This window comes from Burkholderia sp. KCJ3K979, from assembly GCF_016759955.1.
GTDB lineage: Bacteria > Pseudomonadota > Gammaproteobacteria > Burkholderiales > Burkholderiaceae > Burkholderia > Burkholderia orbicola.
The window spans coordinates 60,827-84,333 of sequence record NZ_JACFYV010000007.1 but is presented as its reverse complement, the minus strand read 5'-3'; the positions used below and the strand labels follow the sequence as shown (position 1 = coordinate 84,333).

Below are 23,507 nucleotides of genomic sequence, written 5' to 3'. Positions count from 1 at the left end.
GCGCCACGCCGCCCGCCGCGACGGGCTGGTCGATGTCCCGTCCGTAGCACGCCGGCACGCCCCGACGGAGCACACGATGAACCCGGATCTCGAGATCGTTCCCACTCACCGCGACGAATCGTTTCGCGCGTGGGTCCACGACTATCCGCATTCGGTCGCGAAGTGGCACTTCCATCCGGAGTACGAGATTCACCTGATCCAGGCGTCGCGCGGCAAGGTGTTCGTCGGCGACCACATCGGCGATTTCGGCCCGGGCAACCTGATCGTCACCGGGCCGAACCTGCCGCACAACTGGGTCAGCGAGCTGGCCGACGGCGAACGCGTGCCGTCGCGCGACGTCGTGCTGCAATTCTCGCGCGATGCGATCGAGAAGATGGTCGGCGCGTTCAGCGAGCTGCAGCCGGTGATCGACCTGATCGACGACGCGGCGCGCGGCGTGCAGTTTCCCGACCGCGTGGGCGTCGAGGTCGCGCCGCTGATGCTCGAGCTCGCGAACGCGCACGGCTGCCGGCGCGTCGAGATCCTGATGTCGCTGTTCGACCGGCTGTCGTCGTGCCGCGAGCGGCGTGTGCTCGCGGGGCCCGGCTACCGCAGCGACGCGCAGCACTACATGTCGTCGACCATCAACCAGGTGCTGTCGTACCTCCAGCAGAACCTGCCCGGCATGCTGCGCGAAACCGACGTCGCCGCGTTCGCCGGCATGAGCGTCAGCACCTTCACGCGGTTTTTCCGGCGTCACACCGGCTCGTCGTTCGTGCGCTACCTGAACCGGCTGCGCATCAACGAGGCGTGCGAGCTGCTGATGTTTTCCGACCTGACGGTGACCGACATCTGCTACCGGGTTGGCTTCAACAACCTGTCGAACTTCAACCGTCAGTTTCTCGCGATGAAGCAGGTGCCGCCGTCGAAGTTCCGCGCGCTGCACCGGCTCAACGAACCGCACGGCCGCGACGACGCACCGCCCGCGCGACGCGCGCCGCCGCCGCCGCGCACCCCAGACAGGACGCTTCACACGTGACATTCCTCGGCATCGATCTCGGCACGTCCGAGGTCAAGGTTCTGCTCACCGATTCCCGATCGGTCCCCCTCGCGACCGGCGCGGCCACGCTGTCGATCAGCCGGCCGCATCCGCACTGGTCCGAACAAAGCCCGCAGGCGTGGTGGCACGCGATGCTCGACGCGATCGCGTCGGTGCGCGCCGCGCACCCGGCCGGCTTCGCCGCGCTGCGCGGCATCGCGCTGTCCGGCCAGATGCACGGCGCGACGCTGATCGACCGCGCGGACCAGGTGCTGCGCCCCGCGATCCTGTGGAACGACACGCGCGCCGGCACCGAATGCGTCGAGCTGGAAGCGCTGGTGCCGGAATCGCGCGCGATCACCGGCAACATGGCGATGCCCGGCTTCACCGCACCGAAGCTGCTGTGGCTCGCGAAATACGAGCCCGCCGTGTTTCGCGCGGTGCACAAGGTACTGCTGCCGAAGGACTACCTGATCTGGCGCCTGTCCGGCGAATTCGTGTCCGACATGTCCGACGCGTCGGGCACGTTGTGGCTCGACTGCGCGCGCCGCGACTGGTCCGACCGGATGCTCGCCGCGACCGAGCTGTCGCGCGCGCAGATGCCGCGCCTCGTCGAAGGCAACGCGCCCGCCGCGCAATTGCGCGACGCGCTGCGGCGCGAATGGGGCATCGACGGGCCCGTGACGATCGCCGGCGGCGCCGGCGACAACGCGGCATCCGCGATCGGCATGGGCGTCACGGGTGCCGGCAGCGGCTTCCTGTCGCTCGGCACGTCGGGAGTGCTGTTCGCCGGCAACGACCGCTTCGCGCCGAACCCGGACGCCGCCGTGCACGCGTTCTGCCACTGCGTCGAAGGGCGCTGGCACCAGATGAGCGTGATCCTGTCGGCCGCGGCGAGCCTCGACTGGCTCGCGCGTGCGCACGGCACGACCGCCGGCGTGCTCGCCCCGCGCGCCGAACGCGCCGATCCGGCCCGCGCGCCGCTGTTCCTGCCGTATCTCGGCGGCGAGCGCACGCCGCACAACGACGCGCATGCACGCGGCGTGTTCTTCGGGTTGTCGAACCAACACGACGCCGACGATCTCGCGTATGCGGTGATGGAAGGCGTCGCGTTCGCGATGGCCGACGGCTACGACGCGCTGCGCGCGGCCGGCACGACGCTCGACGCGGTGTCGTTCATCGGCGGCGGCTCGAAGAGCGCGTTCTGGGCAAGGCTATGCGCGAATGCGACCGGGCTCTCGATGCAGCGCCATGCGGACGGCGCGGTCGGCGCGGCACTCGGCGCCGCGCGGCTCGCACGGCTGGCGGCGACGGACGATACGCTGGAGGAAGTCTGCGTCGCGCCGCCCGTCACGGAGACGGTCGCGCCCGATGCAGCGTCGGTCGATCTGCTGGCGGGGCGGCTCGCGCGCTACCGACGGTTGTATCGCGCGCTGCGGGACGAGTTCGCGGCCGCCGACTGAACGGGAACGGCCGCGCAATCGCGCTTGACCCGGCCCTTGGGATCGCCTTTATGCTGACCGCAACGAATCGACAGCAAAGAGGTGACGGATGGGTACCGACACGCCCCGTTTGAACGCATCGGCCGCCGCCGCGCGGCTCGGCGTCTCGATCAAGGCACTGCGGCTGTACGAGCGGCACGGCCTCGTCACGCCCGAACGCACGCCGGCCGGATACCGCGCGTACGGCCCGGCCGACCTCGCACGCGCCGCCGACATCGCGGCGCTGCGCAAGCTCGGCCTCGGTCTCGCGCAGGTCGCGAGCGTGCTCGACGGCGATGCGCGCGGTCTCGACGCAGCGCTGGCCGCTCACGAAGCGGCGCTCGATCGCGGGATTCAGGATTTCGTCGGCAAGCTCGACAGCGTGCGCGCGATGCGTGCCGGGCTGGCACGGGGGCGGATGCCGACGGACGGAGAACTCGCGCGGCTGGTCGACCCAGGCAGCGCCGGTGTCGCGTTCAGCCTGCCGTGGCCGTGGGATGGCGAATGGTTCGAGTGTCGCGATATCCGGCCGTTGAACTACATCATCGGTTCGCTGGGGAGCGGCAAGACGCGGCTCGCGCTTCGGCTGGCCGAAGCGCTGCCCGGCGCGGTGTTCGTCGGTCTCGATCGGCTGGACGACGATTGTGCCGCGGCATCCGACGCACTGCGCGCCGATCCGGAATTGAAGTCGCGCGTCGATCGCACGTCGGCGTTGCTCGCCGCCAAAGGCGCGACGCCATCGCCGGCGCTGACGGCCCTCCTCGTCAGCCTCGAAGCGCAAGGCCCGCGCGTGCGCGTCGTCGACATGATCGAACAGGGCCTCGACCGGGCCACGCAGTTGGCATTGATCGCGCATCTGCGCGAAGGCGCGGCCGCCGGCATGCGGCCGCTGTTCCTGCTGACGCGCTCGACGGCGATCCTCGATCTCGCGGCGGTCGGTCCCGACGAAACCATCCTGTTGTGCCCGGCCAATCACAGCCCGCCTGCGCGCGTGGCGCCTTACCCCGGCGCGCCGGGGTATGAAGCCGTGGCTACGTGCCTGGCGGCGCCTGAGGTCCGCGAGCGGATTGCACGGCGGCCGATGACGGCGTGAGCCGCCGTCACGGCGCCGGCCGCCCCATTCTCCGCGCCATCGCCGGACTCACCGCATGCACGGGATCGAAGCCGAAGAACTCGAGCACGTGCCGCGCGACGTCGTCGCGATCGTTGTCCGCGCAGATCATGTGATAGCTGTTCTCCAGCACGATCCCGCGCGCGTCGGGCAGCTTCTCCAGCAGGAAATCGGCCGAGCGCAGGCTCGTCAGCTCGTCCTCGCGCGCATGCAGCACGAGCGTCGGGCACGGCGTGCCGGGTGCGGCATCGCGTACCCAGTCGCGCATCCGGTCCACCTGCCGCACGCACGCGAGCGGCACCCACGCATAGTGGAAACTGTCCTGCCGCTCGAACTTCTTCTTCACGATCGCGCGGATCGTCGCGTTCTTGATGCCGAACGGATCGCCTTCTTCCACGCGCATTCGTTCGGCCACCCCCGGCACGCGATACAGCACGTGCCGCAGCGACCGGTACCACGGCGTCGACCAACCATCGATGAATACCGGCGCGGCCAGCAACGCGAGCCGGCCGCGCGCATGCTGCACACGATGACACAGCAGCAGCGCGACGAGCGCGCCCATGCACATCCCCGCGACGTGCAGCGTGTCGTACTCGCGTTCCAGCGCGCGGTACTGCTCGGTCACCGCGTCGAGCCACGCCTCCGCGCGCACGCCGACCAGATCCTCCGGGCGCGTGCCGTGCCCCGGCAGCGTGATCATGTGCGGGTCGGCGCCCGCGCGCCGCATCGCCTTGTGCAGCGAACCGAGATCGTATTGCGTGCCGCCGAGCCCGTGGATCAGCAGCACGCCCGTGCGGCCCGTCATGACGCGTGCCCGCTCATTCGTCCGCCGGCCACACGCGTTCGATCTGCCACACGCCCGCCACCACCGTCACGTCGACGTTCGAATCGAGCAATGGCGCGCCGTGGTCGGTGATCGTCCGCGTGCCGCCGTCGCGCAGCACGATGCGCAGCGACAGCGACGCGCGGTCCTCGCCCGCGATCTCCGCATTCCAGTAGTCGCGCAACGCGTCGCGGTCGCCCGGCTGCACGCGTTCGAGCACGAGCGGCACGCTCGCGATCTGCGCGGCATCGACGCCGACACCGAACACACGCTCGACGTCGCCGCTCCACTCGATGCGGCCCGACTCGGGATCGAGCACGTACGCGATCTGGCCGGCGCTCGCGAGCGCGAGCTCCATGTTGTTCTGCAGCACCGCCGCGTGCTCGTGGACGCGCTCGCGCGTCGTCTTCAGCGTGCTCACCGTCAGCACCAGCAGCGACGCGACCGCCAGATAGAGCTGCGCTTCGAGCAGCGCGCTTCCGTAATGCTCGTGGAGCGACGCGAACGGGCCGTCGCCCTGCGCGGTCTGCTCGATCACGATCAGCGCGAGCACCAGCACCGACGACGAGCCCGCACGGCCGCCGAGCAGCAACGTCACCGCGACCGTCAGGAACAGCGGCACATAGGTGAGCGCGAAGCCGGCGCCCGTGCCGAATTTCCGCGACGTATCGCCGTCGAAGATCACGAGCGCGACGACCGCGAGCAGCGCGAACGCGACGATGCCGAGCACCAGGTCGAAGCGCTCGTGGTCGCCCGAGCGATGCGCGCGAAAGCGCGACCACGACGCGAGCACCGGCGTGACCAGCAGCACGCCGACGAAATCGGACGCGGCCCACACCGACCACACGTCGAAGAACGGCGCACCCTTGAGCGTCGTGTACCACGCCGCGCCGCCGATCGCGCCGACGACGCCCGCGATCAAGCCGGCCAGAATCACCGAGCGCAGGAAATACAGCCCTTCGAGCGAGAAGCGCACGCGCTGCACGAGCCAGACCGCGAGTGCGGCCGCGCCGACCTCGTCGACCGTGAACAGCACCGCGTTGACGAGGCTGCCGTGCTCGATGCTGGACAGCGCGAGCTGCCCGACCAGGAATGCGCCGGCCAGCGTCAGCCATTCGCGCATCGGCCGCAGCATGAATGCTCCGACCGTCACACCGGCTGGCAGCCAGATGTAGCCCGTCAGCCGGACGGGGCCGTTGAATTCGTGCGAGATGTAGCCGGTCGCGAGATACAGCGCCGCCCAGAGCAGCGCGGCGACGAGCCCCGGCCGCGATCGTTTGGTGTCCATCGAGAATCCCTGTGTATTGCGCCGTGCGTGCGAGCGATGTGCGCATGATAGGCGGGCGGGTGGAACGGCGGAATACCGGAAGGCGACAGCCCGTTCGGGGCGCCGGCGCGACCCCGCAAGCTGGCGGTTGTGACCGGGAAAGTATCGGAAAAGTTCGCTGCTTGCCGGGCGCTATCGGGACATGTCTGCAAGTCGTCTTGTCCTGATGGCCAGAATCGCCTGCGGCCGGTCATTCGGCCCTACGATGAAAGGCATCCGAAAGCGTTCGTTTCGGGTATCGTCCAGCTCTCTTGCCAGCACTCGACATGACCGCACACGATGAAAACCGTACCGGCCCGGCCGATATCGGCCCCTTCGACACCATGAGCCGATTTCGCATCACGTACGACGGGCCCACGCTCGATTCGTCCGAGATGGACGTACGCGAACTCGCGCCCGCGCTGCTGGCATTCGGCGATTTGCTCGACGCGTCGACGCGCGCACTGTGCGGCGCTCAGGTCCGGCCGCAGGTGAACGTGCGCGGCAGCTTCAAGACCGGCAGCTTCGGCATCGACTTCACGCTCGCGACCTCGCTGCTCGGCCGCATGCGCGACATGCTGAGCGGCAGCGAAGGCACGGCGCTCGCCAATGCGGTGACGATCCTGACCGCGCTCGGCATCGCCGCGCCCAGGGCGAGGAAGGGGCTTTTCGCCGTCCTCAAATGGCTGCGTGGGCGCGAGATCACGCACGTGCGGATGCAGAACAACACTGCGGTGCTGGACGTCGACGGTGACGAACTCGAAATCGACCTGCCCGTGCTCACGCTGCTGAGTGACGTCCGCGTTCGCCAAGCCATCGCGCAAGTGCTTGCGCCGCTCGCTCGCGAAGGCATCGAGATTTTCGCTGCCGGCACCGATACCGAGGTATACGAGACGGTCGCCCACAACGAGATCGCATGGTTTCACGCGCCGGAGCCAACCGATTCGCTCCTGCTCGACGAGCATCGCAAGATGGCGTTCTCGATCGTGTCGCTCGCGTTCAAGGACGACAACAAGTGGCGCCTGTACGACGGCACGTCGACGATTCACGCGACGATCACCGATGCCGGCTTCCTGTCGCGCGTGAACAACAGCCAGATCAGTTTCAGCAAGGGAGACGTGCTCTTGTGCAATGTCCGTATGCAGCAGTGGCAAACTTCGGACGGGGCAAAAACCGAATACGAGGTCACGGATGTCCTCGAACATCGCCCGGCCGGCCTGCAAATTCGGTTGCCGGGCATGTGATCCGCACCGAAGCGTCGCGCCCGACGCAACCTCTCATCACTGATGAAACCCGCGATCCATCTGCGTGCTGCGTCTCAGGAAGATCTCCCGTTCCTGCTGACGCTCCGTCGACTCACGATGACCGAGCATCTGCAGCGCGTCGGCGCGCCGACCGACGATGAAGCGCACGACCGCCGCATCCGCGCGAACTTCGACGACGCGATGATCGTCTGTGAAGGCGCCGATGCCATTGGCCTGCTGAAGGTGACACGCGCCGCCAGCGAATGGCACGTCCATCAGATCCAGATTCTCCCCGCGCGCCAGGGCCAGGGAATCGGCGAAGCCGTGCTGCACGCATTGCTGACCGATGCGGCGCACGCGCGCGTGCCCGTGTCGCTCAGCGTGCTGCACGGCAATCCGGCGCGGCGGCTCTACGAACGGCTCGGCTTTCGCGTCGCGTCGGCAACCGACACGAGCGCGAGCATGGTCTGGCACGCGTGACGCGCGTCATGTCGACGCCATCGCGTGGCCCTTACTGCGTGATCTTCGCGTCCTTCAGCAGATTGCCGATCATCTGCGCGCTCGCCTTCTCGGCCGCGATCGCCTGCAGTTGCTGCTGAAGCGTCGGCTTCGCGGTTTCGAAACCCGGCACCTGCGTCGGCCGCTTCGCATCCAGCTTCACGATCGCCCGCACGCCATCGACCGGAATCGAATCCTTCGTCGTCGCGCCGACCGTCAGCTTCTCGAGCGCCTGCGCAACCGGCAGCGGCAACCCGGCCGTCTTGCCTTCCGCCGCCGGCGTGTTGAAGCTCACCCACGGCAGCTCGCCGCCGGTATCGCGGCTCGGCGCCAGGCTGTACTGGCGTGCCAGCCCGTCGAACGACTTGCCCGCCTTCAGCTCGCTCAGCACGGTCGCCGCCGCGACCGGGTCCTTGACGACGATCACGCGCGGCTTGTATTCGTTCTTGCCGAGCGCGGCGACCAGTTCGTCGTAGCGCGCCTTGACCTGCTCGTCGGTCACCGGCTCCGGCTTCACGTGGTCGCGCAGGTACAGTTGCACCTCGGCCGTCACCTTCGCCTGCTGCATCGCCGCCTTGACCTCGGGCTTGTCCGCATAGTTCGCCTTCTCGGCTGCCTGCTGAACCAGCACGCGCGTGATCAGCTGGTTCTTGATCGCCTGGCGGATCTGCGGCGAATCGGGCTGCCCGGACGCGCGCAGCAGCGTATCGACGTCGGCCTGCGTGATCGGCGTGCCGTTGACGGTCGCGACCGTCTCCGCCGTCTGCGCATGGACCGGGCCGCTCAGTGCGCCGGCCAGCGCGACGATCGTCAACAGGCGATTCGGGATCGTTTTCTTCTTCATCGTTGGGTCGCTTCAAGCATAAGAAACGCGGCAGGGACCGCCGCGCTCGTTCATCGTGCACGCCCGCACAACGTCTGCGGGAGCCGCCGCCATTGTGCACGGAACCGCATTTCCACGTCGGGAGGTTCGGGAAGCGGGACCGGCACGGCGCGGCGCGCAGCGTGCCCGCGGTGCATTGCATGCGCATTGCGCAACAATCCCGCGAAAATGCTCACGATTGCTTTCACGACTTCGCGAGTACGGCCGCTGCCCGACGCGGCCGCACGTTCGGCACCTTCAGCCCGTCAGGGCGTCCACCGGTACACGGTGATGCTGTTCCCCTTCACGTTGTTCTTCATCACCACGTACTCGCCGTTCGACCGGCGGTACGCGCGGATGCTGTACATCGCGTCGATCGCGCTGCTGGTGTCGACCGTCGCGGGGCTCGCATTGACCAGCGTCGTGTCGAGATTGCCGGTGGTGAGGTTGAACGCGTCGACGTTCGGCCACAGCGGCCCGCTGCTGCTGAACCAGTAGCCGACGAACAGATGGTTACCCGCCGCGTCGATCGATTTCGCGCCGCTGTGCGGCAGCGTGATCACCGGGTCCGGCTTCGTCGTATTGCCCGCGCGCCAGCCGTGATACACCTCGATGCGCGTGCCGATCGACGTCCAGTCGTTGCTGCCGATCGCGCCCTGCGCGAGCACCATCGTGTCGCTGTCCGCGAGATAGACGATGCGCGTCAGCGGCACGACGCTGGCCGGAATGCGGGTCGCGACACCCGGCCCCCACGACGGCTTGCCGTTCGCGTCGAAGCCGGTCAGCGGGTAATGCGTGATCGCCCCCGTCTTGTCGAGCCCGGCCCATACGCCGCCCTGGCTGTCGAGGCTGAAGCCGCCCGTCACGCGCTGCGTGGTATTGAACGCGGGGCCCGGAATCGAGCCGTCCGGAATCGCGACGTAACCGTTCGCCGCGTTGAAGTGATAGAAGTAGAAGACCGGCGGGTTCTGGCCGGCCGCGACGAGAATCCGGTTCGCGCCGACCGACGTGAGCAGCCCGAAGTGTTCGTCGCGCTGCGTATCGTTCATGTTGATCCGCGGGTCCGACGGATACGTGAACGGATCGACGGTGTTCGCGACGAACTTGCCGCCCGCGCTGCCGCTGTAGATATGCGTGGCGCCGTAGAACAGCGCGCCGTCCGTGACCGGGTCCGGCGCGGCGATGCCCTCGAAGTTCAGCGACTGCAGCGTCCAGCGCAGGTTGCCGTTGCTGCCGTACGCATGAATGTCGGTCGCGCCGTTGCGGCCGAGATCCCAGCTGCCGCCCCACGGGTTGTTGAGCACATAGAGATTGCCGCCGGTGTCCTTGCCGATCCCGACGATGCGCGTGAAGCGTTGCGGGCCGACCTGCCCCTTGATGCCCGTCGTCGTGTCGAGATAACCGCCGCGCACGCCGAACGTGCCGGCCAGTGCCGGCCGGCCCGAGATCGAATAGCGCTTGATGTTCTGGTCTGGCCCTTCGTCGCCCACCAGCAGTTGCCCGGCCGCCGCATCGACATACAGCGCCGACGGATGCGAGCCGGTCGGCATCCGGATCGTATCGAGCAGCGCGCCGGCCGGGTTGAAGCCGACGATCGAGCCGGCGCTTTTCTGCGCGACCCACACGTTGCCCGCACCGTCCACCGCGAGTGCGCCCGGCGCCGACACGGCGATATCCCGTTGCCACACGCCATCGGTCGTGAACACGCGCACGCGATTGCCGTAGAAGTCGCTCGCATAGAGCAGCGAGCCGGCCGTCGCGAGCCCAGTGACGACGTCGATGCGCGGCTGGTTGGTCGCCGCGCTGATCTGGATCACGCGGTCGCGAACCTTCGTCGCACGGTTGTAGCGCCCCACCGCGCCGCTGCCGTACGTCTTGCCAGGCTGCAGCGCGACGAACAGCGACGTCGCGTTGCCCGTGATCGCGCTGCCCTGGAATTCCGAATGCGCGCCGATCGAGCCGATGCTCTTGCCGTTCTGGTAGATCGCGACGCCGCCTTCATCCTCGTCCCACATCGACGCCGTGTAGATCACGCCTTCGGGGGCGACCCACATCGCGCGCGCGACGTTGCCGACGTGCGCGGCGAGCGTGCCGTACGTGTTCGCGATCCAGTCGGTGGTGTTGGCTGAATGAGTGGCGGGCGCAAATGCGGCGATCGCCGCGGCAACGAGCGCGGCGTGGATGCGTTTTCTGGCGACCATGACGGATGCTCTCCTGAACAGGGTAGTCATTCACATGAGGGATCGGCCGGCCAGATGGCTTGAAGCCCGCGAGATGTCAATTCTTCCCCGAATCATCCGGCGCAGTCGGTATGACATACGGCATGCATTCGATAATGCGCAGGGCGAGAATAGCGTTATATAAATCGAAAAAAATTGCGAATCGCCCGCGCTTTTGGCGAGCGCCCGCCGCGCGTCAGTGAATGGTCACTTACGCGCCGAACCGGGAATCGGGAAAATCAGGCAAGCGCCTGCCGGAATATCGCCGCCGATTCGACGGCGATCAATTGAAACGGCGAATGCCATTTCGGAAACATCGGGAAAAGCCACTGCCCCAAAACACGTCGCCGGCCTGAATCCGTATCGAATCCGGGCCGGCGAATGTCATTTGCCGCGGGTCGGGCAACGCGGCGTTGCACTGCCGCATTTGCCACGCATCATGCCGACGTTTCCCGCACCTTCACCTCGGCGACGCGCGCACCGTCCGAATCGTCGTCGTCGCGCGGCGCGTCGAGCTGCCCTTCCCACTTCGCGACCACGGCCGCGGCGATCGAGTTGCCGACGGCATTGGTGGCCGAGCGCCCCATGTCGAGGAACATGTCGACGCCCATGATCAGCAGCAAGCCGGCTTCGGGCAGGTTGAACTGGTTGAGCGTCGCCGCGATCACGACCAGCGACGCGCGCGGCACGCCGGCCATTCCCTTCGACGTCACCATCAGCATCAGCAGCATCGTGATCTGCGTGCCGAGCGGCAGATGGATGCCGTATACCTGCGCGATGAACAGCACCGCGAACGTGCAGTACATCATCGAGCCGTCGAGGTTGAACGAATAGCCGATCGGCAGCACGAAGCTCGAGATCTTGCGGTTCACGCCGAAGCGATCGAGCGCGTCCAGCAGCTTCGGATACGCGGCCTCGGAGCTGGCCGTCGCGAACGACAGCAGGAACGGCTCGCGGATCAGCCGGATCAGCGTGAACGCGCGCTTGCCGAGGAACGTCACGCCGGCCAGCGTCAGCACGGCCCACAGCAGCGCGAGCGCCAGATAGAAGCTCGCCATGAACTTCGCGAACGTGAGCAGGATGCCGAGCCCTTCGGTCGTGATCGTCGACGCGAGTGCCGCGAACACCGCGACCGGCGCGAACCCCATCACCGCCCCCGTGACCTTCAGCATCACCTGCGCGAGATCGTCGATCACGCCGGTCAGGCGTTTGCCCGATTCGCCGAGCGCGGACAGCGCGGTGCCGAAGAAGATCGAGAACACGACGATCTGCAGGATTTCGTTGTTCGCCATCGCCTCGGCGATCGACTTCGGCACCAGGTGCACCACGAAATCCTTCAGCGTGAACGCGCCCGTCTTCAGGTTGAGCGCCGCATCGGACGGCGGCAGCGGCAGGCTCAGGTGGCTGCCAGGCTGCAGGAGCGTCGCGGTCAGCAGACCGAGCAGCAGCGACGTGAACGACGCGATGAAGAACCAGCCGAACGCCTTGACGCCCACGCGGCCCACCGCGCCGCCGTCGCCCATCTGCGCGATGCCGACGGTCAGCGTCGCGAACACCAGCGGCGCGATGATCATCTTGATCAAGCGCAGGAATACATCGGACAGCAACGACACGTAGCCGGCGACTTCCTTCGCCATCTTCGGGTCGGGAAACGCGCTATGGCAGGCGTAACCCACGGCGATACCAAGCATCATCGCGACAACGATGTACTTGGTAATGTTGTGCTTCTTCTTCATTAGTGGTCCAAATTACAAGGCGTATGTTGCTGACGGCGGGTCGATCATTCGCGTCCGGCTGCGAATCGAAACCTGTGTCTCCATGCGGGTACCTGTCCGCGTCGGGCGGTCGCCAGGACGGACAAGGGGGGCATTCTAACGCAAATGGTGCACCGGCTTTCAAATCTGAAAGCCCCGCGAGTTGATTTGCGTCCTGATGTCGTCGGGAAACGGCCGGTGTCGCGGTCCGGCCGGCTTCCGGTGCGGCCGGATGCCGGGGAATGTCAGCGGATCAGGTAGGACGCAGCTTGCCCGGAAAGGCACGGCGGGCGGGCGAATGCGTCAACGCGGCGCGCCGGCCATGTCGGGCATCAGGCAACCAGTACGTAGGTGCGGAAGAAATCGCCGAGCGCGGCGGCCGTCCGTGCCATGTCGACGGACGTGCCGAGGCTGCGGTCGAGCCACAGGCCGTTGAACATCGCGAAGACGATGTTCGTCGTGCCTGCCGGATCCAGCGATGGCCGGACCCAGCCTTCGGCCTGGCCGCTCGCCAGCAAGTCCGCGAGATCCGCGCGCATCTTCCGGTCGAGCCCGACGATATCGGGGCGGCGCTCGGCATCGCGCGCGAGTTCGAGCCAGCTGTCGACACCCAGGCCGTCATCGCCCTGCGCCAGCATCCCGGTCAGTTCGTCGGCCGTGATGTTGGCCAGCCAACGCAACCCGTCCTTGCTGAGGATGCGATCGAAGTCCTGCGTATAACGCTCGACCTCGACCGCGATGATCGCGTCGATCATCTCGCGCTTGTCGGCGAAATACCGGAACACCGCGCCCGCGCTCATGTCGGCCGCCGCACAGATATCTTCCGTACGCGCGCCGTGGAACCCCTTTGCCTTGAAGACCCGGGCGGCCGCGGTGAGGATCTGCTCGCGGCGTTGCTGGTGAAGGTTTTCGTTTCGTGTGCGCGCCATGCTTCCCGAAATAACCGGACTAAATCGTCGCATTATAGGGAAGGTACCTGTCGGGATCAAATCCGGCGCCGCCGTTGCAGGTCGCGGTCCCGCGAGAGATCGTCACGCCCGGGGCGACACGATTCAGCGATCGCGACACATTCTCACAAAGATGCGCAGACCTCGACACTACGGCACGTAAACGATCTGTAATATTTGGAAATGATTCGCATTGACGCCGTGCGCCGACGTCAACGCGCAATCCCGGGCCGGAAACGCGGCACCGCGTTCGCGCCATGGCTTCCATCAGATCGAGTCCGGCATTTCATCAGTATTCCTCTTAAATGACGGATCGATAAAAAAAGTGGCATCGTGATGAACATTCTGTACACCAACTTCCACGGCGATTACGGCGGCGGCCAGGACACCTACGTCCGCGATCTCGCCGTCGCGATGAGCCGCCATCACCGCGTGACCGTGGCGTCGCCGGAAGGCAGCCGCCTGTCGCGACTGCTGAAGGACAGTCCCCGCGTGGCGATCTTCGACATGGAATTCAAGCCGCGCTGGAACCAGCTGTGCCGGGAGATTCTCAGGCTGCGCCAGCGGATCGCCGCCGAGCGCTTCGATGTGATCCACGTGAACGGGTCCGCCGATCATCGGCAGGTGATGCTGGCGCTGCTCGGCTGCCGGTATCGGCCAGCGGTCGTGCTGACCAAGCACAACACCTATCGCGCCGACAGCTTCGGCAACCTGCTGCGCGCCCGGCTGGCCACCGACCACACGATCGCGGTCAGCGACTACGTCGCCAGCATGCTCGCGCTGCGCTCGCCGTACGGCAACGTCACGGTCGTCAAGCACGGCGTGCGCCGGCCCGCTGCCGAACGACTCGCGGCCGACGAGATCCGCCGCCGCAAGATCGCGCTGTTCGGCACGTCCGGCGCGGATGCGATCGTGCTGGGCAGCAGCGCCGGCACCGCGCCCGAAAAAGGCTGGATGGACCTGATCGCCGCGCTCGGCCGCCTGCCCGAAACCGAGCGCGAGCGGTTTCGCGTGCTGCTGGTCGGCGCGGAGCCGTCCGGCGAGCAGCGCGCGCAACTCGCGCGGCATGGCATGGCGTCGCGCACCGCGTTCACCGGGCGCCTCGACGATGTGCGGGCGCCGTTCTCGATCATCGACGTGTCGTTCGTGCTGTCGTACCACGAGAGCCTGTCGTATGCGTGCCGCGAAGCGATGTCGCTCGGCTGCCCCGCGATCGTGACGCGCGTGGGCGGGCTGCCCGAAAACGTCGAACCGGGCGTGGACGGCTGGGTCGTCCCGCCGCGCGAGCCCGCGGCAATCGAAGCGATCCTGCGCGCGATCGTGCAGGAGCCCGGCTGCATCCGTGCGATGGGGCGCAGCGCGCGGCTGAAAGGCAAGCGCGAATTCTCGTTCGACGCGTTCGTCGACGCGACCTTGTCCGTCTATCACAAATCGATTCGACACAACCCCTATCGCTGGGTGACCTCCTTGAGATCCACGAAATGGCAATGAATATCTGGAAGAAGTACTGGGACCTGCGCACGCAGGAATGTCCGTGCGACGTGCACTTCGTCGAATGGCTGGAATCCGTGCGCCTCAAGGGCATCCGCATCTATCACTTCGGTACCGGCGGGCATCACCATGTCGGCGTCGAATGCGCACGGCCGCATCTGAACAACACCGTCTTCGGCGTGACGGCATCGCCGAAGGAATACAAGTCGTACGTCGATCTCGTCACGCGGCAGCCCGAGGTGAGCAAGACCTACCTCGCGTATTTCGGCGACATCTATACGAGCAATTCGAACCTGCTGCCGACGTTCGACGTCGTCACGCTGTTTCATCTGTGCGAATTCCGCGACGAAGCGAACAGCCGCTATGGCGCGAAGACCGACGAAGCGGTGCTCGACCTGTTCGCGCGCCATACCGCGCCCAATGGCCATCTACTGTTCTACAAGGGCTCGTCGGCCTACCGGAAGGCCGAGCCGATCATCGCGCAATGGGCCGCTCGTGCCGATTTCGCCGAGGTCGGCGACTTCAAGACCCTGCGGATTTTCCGCAAGGCCGCGTAATGCCGCTTTCCTGCGATCCGCCCGATGCTTGCGCGCACTCCACGCTATCCGATCCTGATGTATCACCAGATCCGCCCGCTGCCGCCGCCGACCGACCGGCTGCGCAGCCTGAGCGTCGCCCCCGACGCGTTCCGCCGCCAGATGACGCTGTTCCGGCAGCTCGGCTACCGCGGCCTGAGCGTGCGCGAACTGCAGCCGTACCTGCGCGGGGAGCGGCAGGGCAAGGTCTTCGGTATTTCGTTCGACGACGGCTTTCTCAACGTGCTGACGCATGCGATGCCCGTGCTGGACGCACTCGGATTCACCGCGACCTGCTACTTCGTCGCCGGACGGTTCGGCGGCGCGAACGACTGGGATGCTGGCGCGCCGACCACGCGCTCGCCGCTGATGACCTGCGAGGACATGCTCGCGTGGCGCGATCACGGCCATGAAATCGGCTCGCATACGCTCGATCACGTCGCGCTGTCGTATGTGCCGGCGCCTGTTTCGGACTTTCAGCTTACCGAATCGAAGCGGCAACTCGAAATGCTGAGCGGGCAATGCGTCGAATCGTTCTGCTATCCGTACGGTGATCTCGACGCGCGCGTGCGCGATCAAGTCATCGCTGCCGGTTACGGCAACGCGACGACGACCCGGCGCGGATGCGCCGGTGCGACCGACGATCCGTTTCTGTTGCCGCGCATCCCGGTGGCGGGCGGGGTCGGGGCCGTGAGGCTGTGGTTCAAGTGCATGAAGGGGCGAATGGCCGCGTGCCGATAAGCGCTTGAGCAGACCGACTGGACGGGCCGGTCTCACCCCGATCCAATCCCCATCGCCTTCGGTGACGCAATTTCCGACCGATTGAAGATCAATGACAAGTATCCGGCCCTGCTCGAGGCATCAGTATGCGACGTAAGGCGCAGACCCGCCTTCCGCCGAACGATCCAGACCAAAATAGATTGTCCGACCGTAAAAATAGGGCAGCCCGAGATCTAGCCAGGATGACGATCCGAAGTGACCCGCGACGTCATTGAATGCATATGTCGAACTCCTCGAGAACAACGTATCTGCGTTTGCAACGGACAGGGAAATCATGCTCACCGTGCCGTCGAGCCCAACCAGGGTCGCGGCATAAGTGGTCGTCGTTGACGGGCAATAGAATTGCGTGTTCCTGGTACACGTAATCTGCGACGAGTCATCGAAGAAATTCGCATTTGATCCGGTATCGAAGAACGCGGTGACCTTTCTGGAAAGGAATGCTCCCGGCACATCACCCGTCGTCGTCGACATCAGCTTCGTGGTGGCACCGAATGCATTGTTGCTTTGCGTGCCGATGCCAAAAATCAACGAGCCCGTCGCGCTTTCCCGACCGTCTTCTGAAATCTGCGGCATTTGTACAATCACGCCGTTGTTGTCTACGGCAAATTGACCGACAGGATTGCTGATCTGTTGCGATAGCGGCACGGTGACTTGTTCGCAACTCGAGTTTCCGTCCGCGCACGCGTAGTAGTTGCTCAACGACGCGACCTTCACACAGGGTGCGCCGCAATCATAGGGCGCCGGGCCAATTCCAAGAATGCCGTTTGCACCAAGCGCCGTGGCCGAGTTCGCCGATTCATTCCCGTTTGTACAGGAACTTGGCACGTTATCCGTTCCGAGATCGCCGATGATCTGCACCGGCAAGGAACGCGCACGTTCATCGCCAATGGCAAGGTCGATCGTTCGAACCGTGCCCCACGTATAACTCGAAACGAACTTGCCGCACTCGGAAAGCGTCGCTCCGTCGCTCGTGGTTGTTTTAGGCAGACTGTCGATAACGCTCGGAATGGCATCACGTACGATCCGCAAGCCATACGATGCCGTGTCGACGAGCACATTGGACACCACCTGGCAACTTGACGTTCCGGGCGCACAAATCTTGATGTTGACGGTCGGAATGTTGACGACGCGTGCAACGCCTCGCGCAACCGTAATGATGGCGGTATTCCCGGTGTTGCCGTCCGATGTGCCAGAACTACTGGCGCCCGTTTCGCCGGAACCGGAATCGCCGCCGCCGCACGCGACCAGGAAAGCTGTCGAAACGATCATCAAGCTGAATATGCCGAACCACCGGACGACCGTACGAAAAATGCTCATGATCATTTTCATCGGAGTTACAGGATATCGTTACCGGTCAGGCCGGACGGAAGCGCGGGCGGCAACCAGGCTTGCCCGGAAAATGCGCCCATGTGCCCTCCTGTCTTGATCACGAGATTGCGCGTCGAAACAGATACCGGCGTACGCCAGCCACGACTTGCATGCGCGGCTTCCACGCCCGCCCTGTAATCGCGAAGATAATTGCCGAACACCGACGCGAGATCGGGAACCGTCGGCCCTTGCCACGCGACGCCGAAGACGATTCCGTCGCCCGATGTGTATTCGCGGATCACGGTTCCAGATTCGAGCGTGGATTCACGGACGATGTACACGGCTGGACTCGCCGTCAGGCCATCGGCCGCCCGATTCGCAGGCCGCATCACACGCACTTTCGCGGCATGATCGGCGGCGGCCAGCGATATCGGTGCGCCGCCCAGTTCGGCATGCGCATGGGGCGCTGCCCATCCCGCGATGAGCGCGGCGGCGTAAACACAGTTAATCGACCTCACCTCTCCCTCCCCGTACATGGACGCCCCCGGCTTGCCAAGCTCTCAGTACGTGACGACGCGAGGTAAAGATTGCACCCGTACATTCGGACTCTGATTGTGGCCTTCGGCCACGGTCCCTGATGGGATGTGCTGGTTGGCGCCGCAATCGGGTAATCGCACTCGAAGTGCCTGGGGAGACGCGGGCTTAGCCAACCACGGTCTAACCTGTTTGCCATCACTGCCTGATCGCTCGTGCAATCGGTGGAGTTCTGCCTGCTGCCATGAAGCCTTCTGTTGCTCTTCCTGCAAGCTGATCCGATCACGCTGCGGCGTGATCGGATCGGAATTCACTATCGCGTGCCAACAGCGCCCATACGATACGGGCGTTCTTGTTGGCCAGTGCAACGACTGCCACATTCTTGTTACGTCGGGCGATGAGTTTGTGCAGCCACTGGTGCGCCTGCAGCTTGTGCTCCGCATGTCGGATCACCGCCCGCGCTCCATGAATGAGCAACGTGCGCAAATACGTGTCCCCTCGCTTGCTAATGCCCTGCAGGTTCGTCTTGCCGCCGCTCGAGTGCTGTTTGGGCACCAGCCCGAGCCACGCTGCCAATTGCCTGCCGTTTGTAAAGTTCTTGGCATCACCGATCGATGCCACCAGCGCGCTCGCCGTAATCGGCCCAATGCCTGGAATGCGCTCCAACTTCCGCGACAGCGCATTGGCACGGTGCCATGCTTGAATCTGGGCCTCCAACTCGCCGACCTGCCGGTCCAACTCCTTCAGATGGTCGAGCAAGCGATGGATCAATTCGCGAAACGTGCCTGGCAACTGGTCCGTCTCCTGTTCCAGCAACGCCGGCACAAGCTCGAAGAGGCGCACGATGCCTTGCGGCACGACCAAGCCAAACTCGCCCAATAGCCCCCGAATCTGATTGGCCTGCGCGGTCCGAGCCTTGACGAACCCTTGCCGAACACGATGCTGCGCGAGCACCGCTTGTTGCTCGACATGCTTGAGCGGTACGAATCGCATGTTCGGCCGGCTGACCGCTTCGCAGATGGCTTCCGCGTCAGCCGCATCGTGCTTGTTGGTCTTTACATACGGCTTCACGAATTGGGGAGCCATCAACTTCACGGTGTGCCCGAGCGTCTGGAGCTTGCGCGCCCAGTAGTGGGCGCTGCCACACGCTTCCATACCGATCAGGCACGCAGGCAGATTCGCGAAGAAGGTCACCATTTGACTGCGCTTGAGCTGCCTCTTCAGCACCGCCTTGCCTCGAACATCTACGCCGTGAACTTGGAATACGTTCTTTGCCAGATCGATGCCTATCGTCGTAATCTGCATGATGACGCTCCCCTCGGTTCAAGTGGTTGCTCGACACTTCCACTTTGGCACATTGATGCCGTTACGAGTGGGGGCGTCCATCCCATTGGGTAACACCCGCGTAAGACGGTTCGGGGCGCCCCCGCTGCGAGATCGCTCCCTTGGGATCAAGTCACCCCCAACGCCGTCGTCGCCGAGAGCGGTAACCACGCCCCGTGGGGGCCGGCCACAACATTTTGTGACATTAAACTCAATACTGATATTTTTGTCACTTATGCCGATAGAGCGCGTGCTCGAACATTCCTAACGTCGGTGTCACATTCATCATCGGCACCACGTGGGTCATATCCATCGTTCGGGTTAGTCCTCCTCAATGTTCCGGCCGCACTCGGCGCATGTCGCGAGCAACGATCACGAGACGTCCGCGGTCAGGCCATGCGCCGCTGAAACTCGACGGCGATCGTCACGTCGCCCGCAGGGCGGCACTGCAACATGCGTGCGACGTGTCCTGACCGATGCGGTTCAGAAGCGGTATCCGACCGACAGGAACGTCACGATCGGATTGACCCGGAATTTGCTGGTGCTCGTGATCGTGCCGACGGATGACCGGGTAGTGAGCGTGGCGCGTGTCGATACCCACGAATACGCCACCGACGCGTTGATCGACCAGTGAGAATCGATGTTGTAGGTCAGGCCGCCGTTGACGACGGGCGCGAAGGAATTGCTGAGTGACACGGATGTCGGCCCCTCGAGCGCTGTCCCGACGGTCGGCGAGAAATAGATCTGGCCGGTGGAAACGGGGTTGCTGAGCTTGATGTTGCTGAACCACGTGTAGGTGACGCCGGCGCCCAGATACGGCCTGAACCGTGCATTCGGCTGGCCGAAGTAGTAGTTGAAGATGATCGCCGGACTCCAGGCCCGCGCGGTCCCCAGCTCGCCGAAACCGCTGAGCGTACCTGCGCCGTTCAAGTGCCATGTCGGCGGAAAACCCATGACCGTCGTCGCCGCGATATGGTCGGTCAGGAAGTACGCCGCGGTCAGTCCGAACGTATCGCCGCTTGCGATCTCCCCACCGCTGCCGGTCATCACTTGTGACTGGCCGAGCGCATTGACGGTCAGCGGATCAGCCGACCCCTGCGGCGCGAAATGGGACCAGCCGGCATTGACCACCCACTGACCGGCTGATTGAGCATGCGCGCCAGAGATGGCCGCGACCAGTACGACGGTTCCTGCGCTGATTCGCTTCATGATTGTCTCCAGATTTTGGACAAGAAAAATCCCGCTTTTATTCACTTCGTATTCCGAATTTATTTGCTTACTTCAACCCCAAACGCTCCGAGCATCGACAATCAGTGATGTTCGGGTTCGACAGAAGTCGAAAAGGCAAACGGGAAGCGCCCCAGCACCGTATTGGTCTTCTCTATCTGCGCGCGATCGCTCAGCGCCACATGCAACGCGAGCCCGCGCGACGGGTCGTCCACCATGCTCACCCGCGCACCCTCGACGCCGGCATCCTTCAGCGCGGAGATCAGCGCGTCGAACGTCTCCCATCGTTTGAGTTCGGGCTTGAAGATCTTGCCGACCGCCGTGAGCGGCATCGCATCGACGATATGAATCCGCTTCGGAATCGCGGCGCGCTCGCCGATCGAGCTGCGTATGAACGTGTCGAGCTCCGTCTCGGTTGCCGTTGCGCCGGCTTTCAACTGCACGTAGGCGACCGGCAGCTCGCCTGCATGCACGTCGGGACGTCCGACCGCTGCGGCGATCTGCACTGCCGGGTGGCGGTGCAGCGGTTCTTCGATCGTCGCCGGATCGATGTTGTGCCCGCCCCGGATGATGAGCTCCTTGCGGCGCCCCGTGAGCCAAAAGTATCCCTGCGCATCGCGCCGCGCGAGATCCCCGGTGTTGAGCCACTGCCGGCCGTCGCCGAGATCGAGCCACAGGCTCTTGTTCTGATCTTCCTGAAGATAGCCCGCGAACACGTTCGGCCCGGAAATCGTCAGCACACCGACTTCGTTCTCGACGCAATCGCGCACGTAGCGGCCGGCGTCGTCGAGCATCACCGCCTTCATCATCTGGCCAGGGATGCGCAAACCGATCGAACCGAGACGCCGTTCGCCGCCTGGCGGATTGACGCTGCTCACGCATGCGCCCTCGGTGAGCCCGTAACCTTCGAGAATCCGGACCCCGGTGCGATCCTGGAACGTGCGGAATACTTCCACGGGCATCGGCGCGGCGCCGCAGAGCCCATACTCGAGCGAGTCGATATTCCGACCGTCGACGGGCACGTCGAGCAATGCCGAATACAAGGTCGGCACCGCGCTGAAGAAGTTGATCCTGTGGTGCTCGACGATTTCCCAGAATCGTTTGACGACGCCGTCGCCGCGATAGCCCTGTGGCGTGCCCAGCACCACATGTGCGCCGCGCGAGAACGGCACCAGGCCCGTTGCCAGCACGGCATTGACATGGAACAGCGGCAGTCCGCAGAAAACGGTCTTCCCCGGACCCATCCCGGCGCCGACGACCTGCCCGACGCTCCACGCATTGGCCACCTCGTTGCCGTGCCGGCGAATCGCGATTTTCGGCAATCCCGTCGTGCCGCCCGTGCAGAAGTAGGACGATATGTCGTCGGCTTCGAAACGCCGGGGGATCAGCAGCGAATCGCCGGATTCACGCGACATCGCACGGTCGAAATCGTGGATCTCGATGTGGCGCGGAACGGCGCCGCGCACGCCCGCGCGCCCGTGCAACCGCTTGCATTCGCGACGCTGCATCGCGCGTGCGGCCATTCGGCGCCACCCCTGCACGCGCTCGGCCAGATCGATCAGGACGAGGCTTTGCAGCGACGGCACCTGGCTCAGGACGGGATGGATCTTCGACCAGATATCCGTTCCCGGAAAGGGTGCCAGCGTCACCAGCACTTTTGCGTTTGCGGCCTTGAGCAGCGATGCGATCGCCGGTCCCTCCAGCAACGGATTGATTGCGCATACGATCCCGGCCGCTTCGCCGCCCCAGATGACGAAATGCGTCTCCGGCAAGTTCGGCAGCACGTAGGCGACCACCGAGTGGCGATCGATGCCCAGGCGCGAAAACAGGTTCGCGGCGCGGGTGATATCCCGCAGAAGCGCCGAATAGGTCCAGCGCAATGGCTTGCGATGATCGTCCGCGCGCAGGAAAAACGACAAGGCCGGCGCGCTCGGGTCGATCGCCGCACCGCGGCCGATCATCTCGTAAGTGCTGGCCGGGAGGTCGTCGGGCGGCCCCTGGTTTTCGATCCGAAGCACGTCCGCTTCGGTTGCGATGGCGTTCATGCGCGCTCGTCCACGATTCGGTTGCGTTGCACACCGAGGTCGATCGCCCCGTCCCTGCTCCGGATCCGTGCTTCGACCAGATCCCCGGCCTTCAGGTACTGCGGGCGCGCGACCTGAACCTTCGTGAACATCCGCCACTTCATGTGCTCCGGCAGCAACGCGGCAATCCGTTGCTTCGCCGGCGACGGAATGCTGAGCGCGCATCCGGACGGCGTGCCCGTTGCAAGCAAGTCACCGGCGTTCAGATCGTGAACACCCGAAAGCTCCGTGAGCGTTTCGGCCGGACCGTATACGAGGTTCCCGGTCGAATCGCTCTGCCGCACTTCCCCGTTCACGGTCAGTGTCAGTGTCAGCGCGCGCAGCCGCGCGATATCGCTGGCCTCCAGCAGGCACAGATACGGCCCGACCGGCCCGAACGTCCGATAGCTTTTTCCCTTGTAAAACTGCATTTGGGGAATCTGGATATCGCGTGCGGAATAGTCGTTGACGATCACGAGGCCGGCCACGTACTCGTGCAGGTTCTTGTCCGTGATGGCTTGCCGGGACGTGATATCGCGGCGAAGCACGAGCCCCAGTTCGATCTCGTAGTCCAGAAACCGCACATGTTGCGGCCGGATGACGTCGGAATCGGCGGCGACGATGCAGCTCGTCGCCTTCGTGAAGATCATGTTGAATGACTTCGCATCCGGGTTCATGCCGGACTCGATCATGTGCTGACGATAGTTCGCGCCCTGGCAAACGAACCGTTGATTGCGCGTGACCGGCGACAGCCACTCGACGTCCGACTCGGAAATCGTTTCTCCACCGAGCGCGGCGAGTTCATCGATCCGATGGGCTCGCACGAATTCGCCAGTGGTCGAGTAGTCGCCCGGTATCGGTGTGATCCGGTGATGCCTCACCACGCCCCATTGGGCGCGCCCCTGATGCCGGTAGTGCAAGACGTGCAATGCCATGAAGATGC

Annotated in this window: 20 protein-coding genes; 8 read left to right on the top strand and 12 right to left on the bottom strand. The window is 65.0% G+C overall.

The features are described from left to right. Positions 1–76: 76 nt before the first annotated feature. From H3O04_RS03415 to H3O04_RS03405, 3 genes are all read left to right on the top strand, one after another. A complete protein-coding gene (locus H3O04_RS03415; protein ID WP_124467244.1) occupies positions 77–1,018 on the top strand; it encodes an AraC family transcriptional regulator in 942 nt (313 codons plus the stop codon). Beyond that, the gene (xylB, locus tag H3O04_RS03410) at positions 1,015–2,481 is read left to right on the top strand and encodes a xylulokinase (RefSeq protein WP_202587133.1); all 1,467 of its coding nucleotides are present in this window, start codon (positions 1,015–1,017) and stop codon (positions 2,479–2,481) included. Before H3O04_RS03415 ends, xylB begins: the two co-directional genes overlap by 4 nt. An 88-nt stretch (positions 2,482–2,569) precedes the next feature. Further along, positions 2,570–3,592: a MerR family transcriptional regulator gene (locus tag H3O04_RS03405; protein WP_124477418.1), complete on the top strand. Its 1,023-nt coding sequence runs from the start codon at positions 2,570–2,572 to the stop codon at positions 3,590–3,592. A gap of 7 nt (positions 3,593–3,599) precedes the next feature. Here H3O04_RS03405 and H3O04_RS03400 read toward each other — a convergent pair whose 3' ends face one another. Together H3O04_RS03400 and H3O04_RS03395 are read right to left on the bottom strand one after the other, a co-directional pair. Then, positions 3,600–4,415 (bottom strand): alpha/beta hydrolase, encoded by an 816-nt coding sequence (locus tag H3O04_RS03400; RefSeq protein WP_078041182.1) that lies wholly within the window; start codon positions 4,413–4,415, stop codon positions 3,600–3,602. A 13-nt stretch (positions 4,416–4,428) separates the two neighbouring features. Continuing rightward, positions 4,429–5,721 (bottom strand): MASE1 domain-containing protein, encoded by a 1,293-nt coding sequence (locus H3O04_RS03395; RefSeq protein ID WP_202587132.1) that lies wholly within the window; start codon positions 5,719–5,721, stop codon positions 4,429–4,431. A gap of 305 nt (positions 5,722–6,026) precedes the next feature. On the opposite strand from H3O04_RS03395, the gene H3O04_RS03390 reads away from it, so the two are divergent. Continuing rightward, a complete protein-coding gene (locus H3O04_RS03390; RefSeq protein WP_202587131.1) occupies positions 6,027–6,983 on the top strand; it encodes a hypothetical protein in 957 nt (318 codons plus the stop codon). Between the two features lie 42 nt (positions 6,984–7,025). Continuing rightward, positions 7,026–7,463 carry a GNAT family N-acetyltransferase gene (locus H3O04_RS03385; protein WP_023474900.1) on the top strand — a complete coding sequence of 146 codons (438 nt, stop codon included), beginning with the start codon at positions 7,026–7,028 and terminating at the stop codon, positions 7,461–7,463. A gap of 31 nt (positions 7,464–7,494) precedes the next feature. On the opposite strand, the gene H3O04_RS03380 is transcribed toward H3O04_RS03385, so the two are convergent. From H3O04_RS03380 to H3O04_RS03365, 4 genes are all read right to left on the bottom strand, one after another. After that, positions 7,495–8,325 carry a peptidylprolyl isomerase gene (locus H3O04_RS03380; RefSeq protein ID WP_011548674.1) on the bottom strand — a complete coding sequence of 277 codons (831 nt, stop codon included), beginning with the start codon at positions 8,323–8,325 and terminating at the stop codon, positions 7,495–7,497. A gap of 284 nt (positions 8,326–8,609) precedes the next feature. After that, positions 8,610–10,544 carry an SMP-30/gluconolactonase/LRE family protein gene (locus tag H3O04_RS03375; protein WP_202587130.1) on the bottom strand — a complete coding sequence of 645 codons (1,935 nt, stop codon included), beginning with the start codon at positions 10,542–10,544 and terminating at the stop codon, positions 8,610–8,612. A 455-nt stretch (positions 10,545–10,999) separates the two neighbouring features. Further along, positions 11,000–12,298, bottom strand: coding sequence for a dicarboxylate/amino acid:cation symporter (locus H3O04_RS03370; protein WP_023474903.1), 1,299 nt, complete (start codon positions 12,296–12,298; stop codon positions 11,000–11,002). A gap of 350 nt (positions 12,299–12,648) precedes the next feature. Continuing rightward, positions 12,649–13,305, bottom strand: a complete 657-nt coding sequence (locus tag H3O04_RS03365; protein WP_237666159.1) for a TetR/AcrR family transcriptional regulator — start codon at positions 13,303–13,305, stop codon at positions 12,649–12,651. A gap of 294 nt (positions 13,306–13,599) precedes the next feature. On the opposite strand from H3O04_RS03365, the gene H3O04_RS03360 reads away from it, so the two are divergent. Genes H3O04_RS03360 through H3O04_RS03350 form a run of 3 tightly spaced genes read left to right on the top strand, consistent with a single transcriptional unit; the run spans position 13,600 to position 16,070 of the window. Beyond that, on the top strand, positions 13,600–14,754 hold the full coding sequence (locus H3O04_RS03360) for a glycosyltransferase (protein ID WP_023474905.1): 1,155 nt from the start codon (positions 13,600–13,602) through the stop codon (positions 14,752–14,754). Further along, the gene (locus tag H3O04_RS03355) at positions 14,751–15,311 is read left to right on the top strand and encodes a hypothetical protein (RefSeq protein WP_011548679.1); all 561 of its coding nucleotides are present in this window, start codon (positions 14,751–14,753) and stop codon (positions 15,309–15,311) included. The genes H3O04_RS03360 and H3O04_RS03355 overlap by 4 nt, the downstream gene beginning before the upstream one ends. Positions 15,312–15,335: 24 nt before the next feature. Next, on the top strand, positions 15,336–16,070 hold the full coding sequence (locus tag H3O04_RS03350; protein ID WP_202587129.1) for a polysaccharide deacetylase family protein: 735 nt from the start codon (positions 15,336–15,338) through the stop codon (positions 16,068–16,070). 120 nt (positions 16,071–16,190) lie between these two features. Here the strand turns inward: H3O04_RS03350 and H3O04_RS03345 are convergent, their stop codons facing one another. From H3O04_RS03345 to H3O04_RS03320, 6 genes are all read right to left on the bottom strand, one after another. Further along, on the bottom strand, positions 16,191–17,426 hold the full coding sequence (locus tag H3O04_RS03345) for a DUF3443 domain-containing protein (protein ID WP_202587128.1): 1,236 nt from the start codon (positions 17,424–17,426) through the stop codon (positions 16,191–16,193). 17 nt (positions 17,427–17,443) lie between these two features. Continuing rightward, positions 17,444–17,953, bottom strand: coding sequence for a DUF2844 domain-containing protein (locus H3O04_RS03340; RefSeq protein ID WP_237666158.1), 510 nt, complete (start codon positions 17,951–17,953; stop codon positions 17,444–17,446). Positions 17,954–18,233: 280 nt separating this feature from the next. Further along, positions 18,234–19,256, bottom strand: a complete 1,023-nt coding sequence (locus H3O04_RS03335) for an IS110 family transposase (protein ID WP_062884173.1) — start codon at positions 19,254–19,256, stop codon at positions 18,234–18,236. Between the two features lie 501 nt (positions 19,257–19,757). Continuing rightward, positions 19,758–20,483 carry an OmpW/AlkL family protein gene (locus H3O04_RS03330; RefSeq protein ID WP_124592198.1) on the bottom strand — a complete coding sequence of 242 codons (726 nt, stop codon included), beginning with the start codon at positions 20,481–20,483 and terminating at the stop codon, positions 19,758–19,760. A gap of 101 nt (positions 20,484–20,584) precedes the next feature. Then, positions 20,585–22,546 (bottom strand): acyl-CoA synthetase, encoded by a 1,962-nt coding sequence (locus H3O04_RS03325; protein ID WP_124477450.1) that lies wholly within the window; start codon positions 22,544–22,546, stop codon positions 20,585–20,587. Then, positions 22,543–23,499: a fumarylacetoacetate hydrolase family protein gene (locus tag H3O04_RS03320; RefSeq protein ID WP_124592197.1), complete on the bottom strand. Its 957-nt coding sequence runs from the start codon at positions 23,497–23,499 to the stop codon at positions 22,543–22,545. The genes H3O04_RS03325 and H3O04_RS03320 overlap by 4 nt, the downstream gene beginning before the upstream one ends. Positions 23,500–23,507 lie beyond the last annotated feature (8 nt).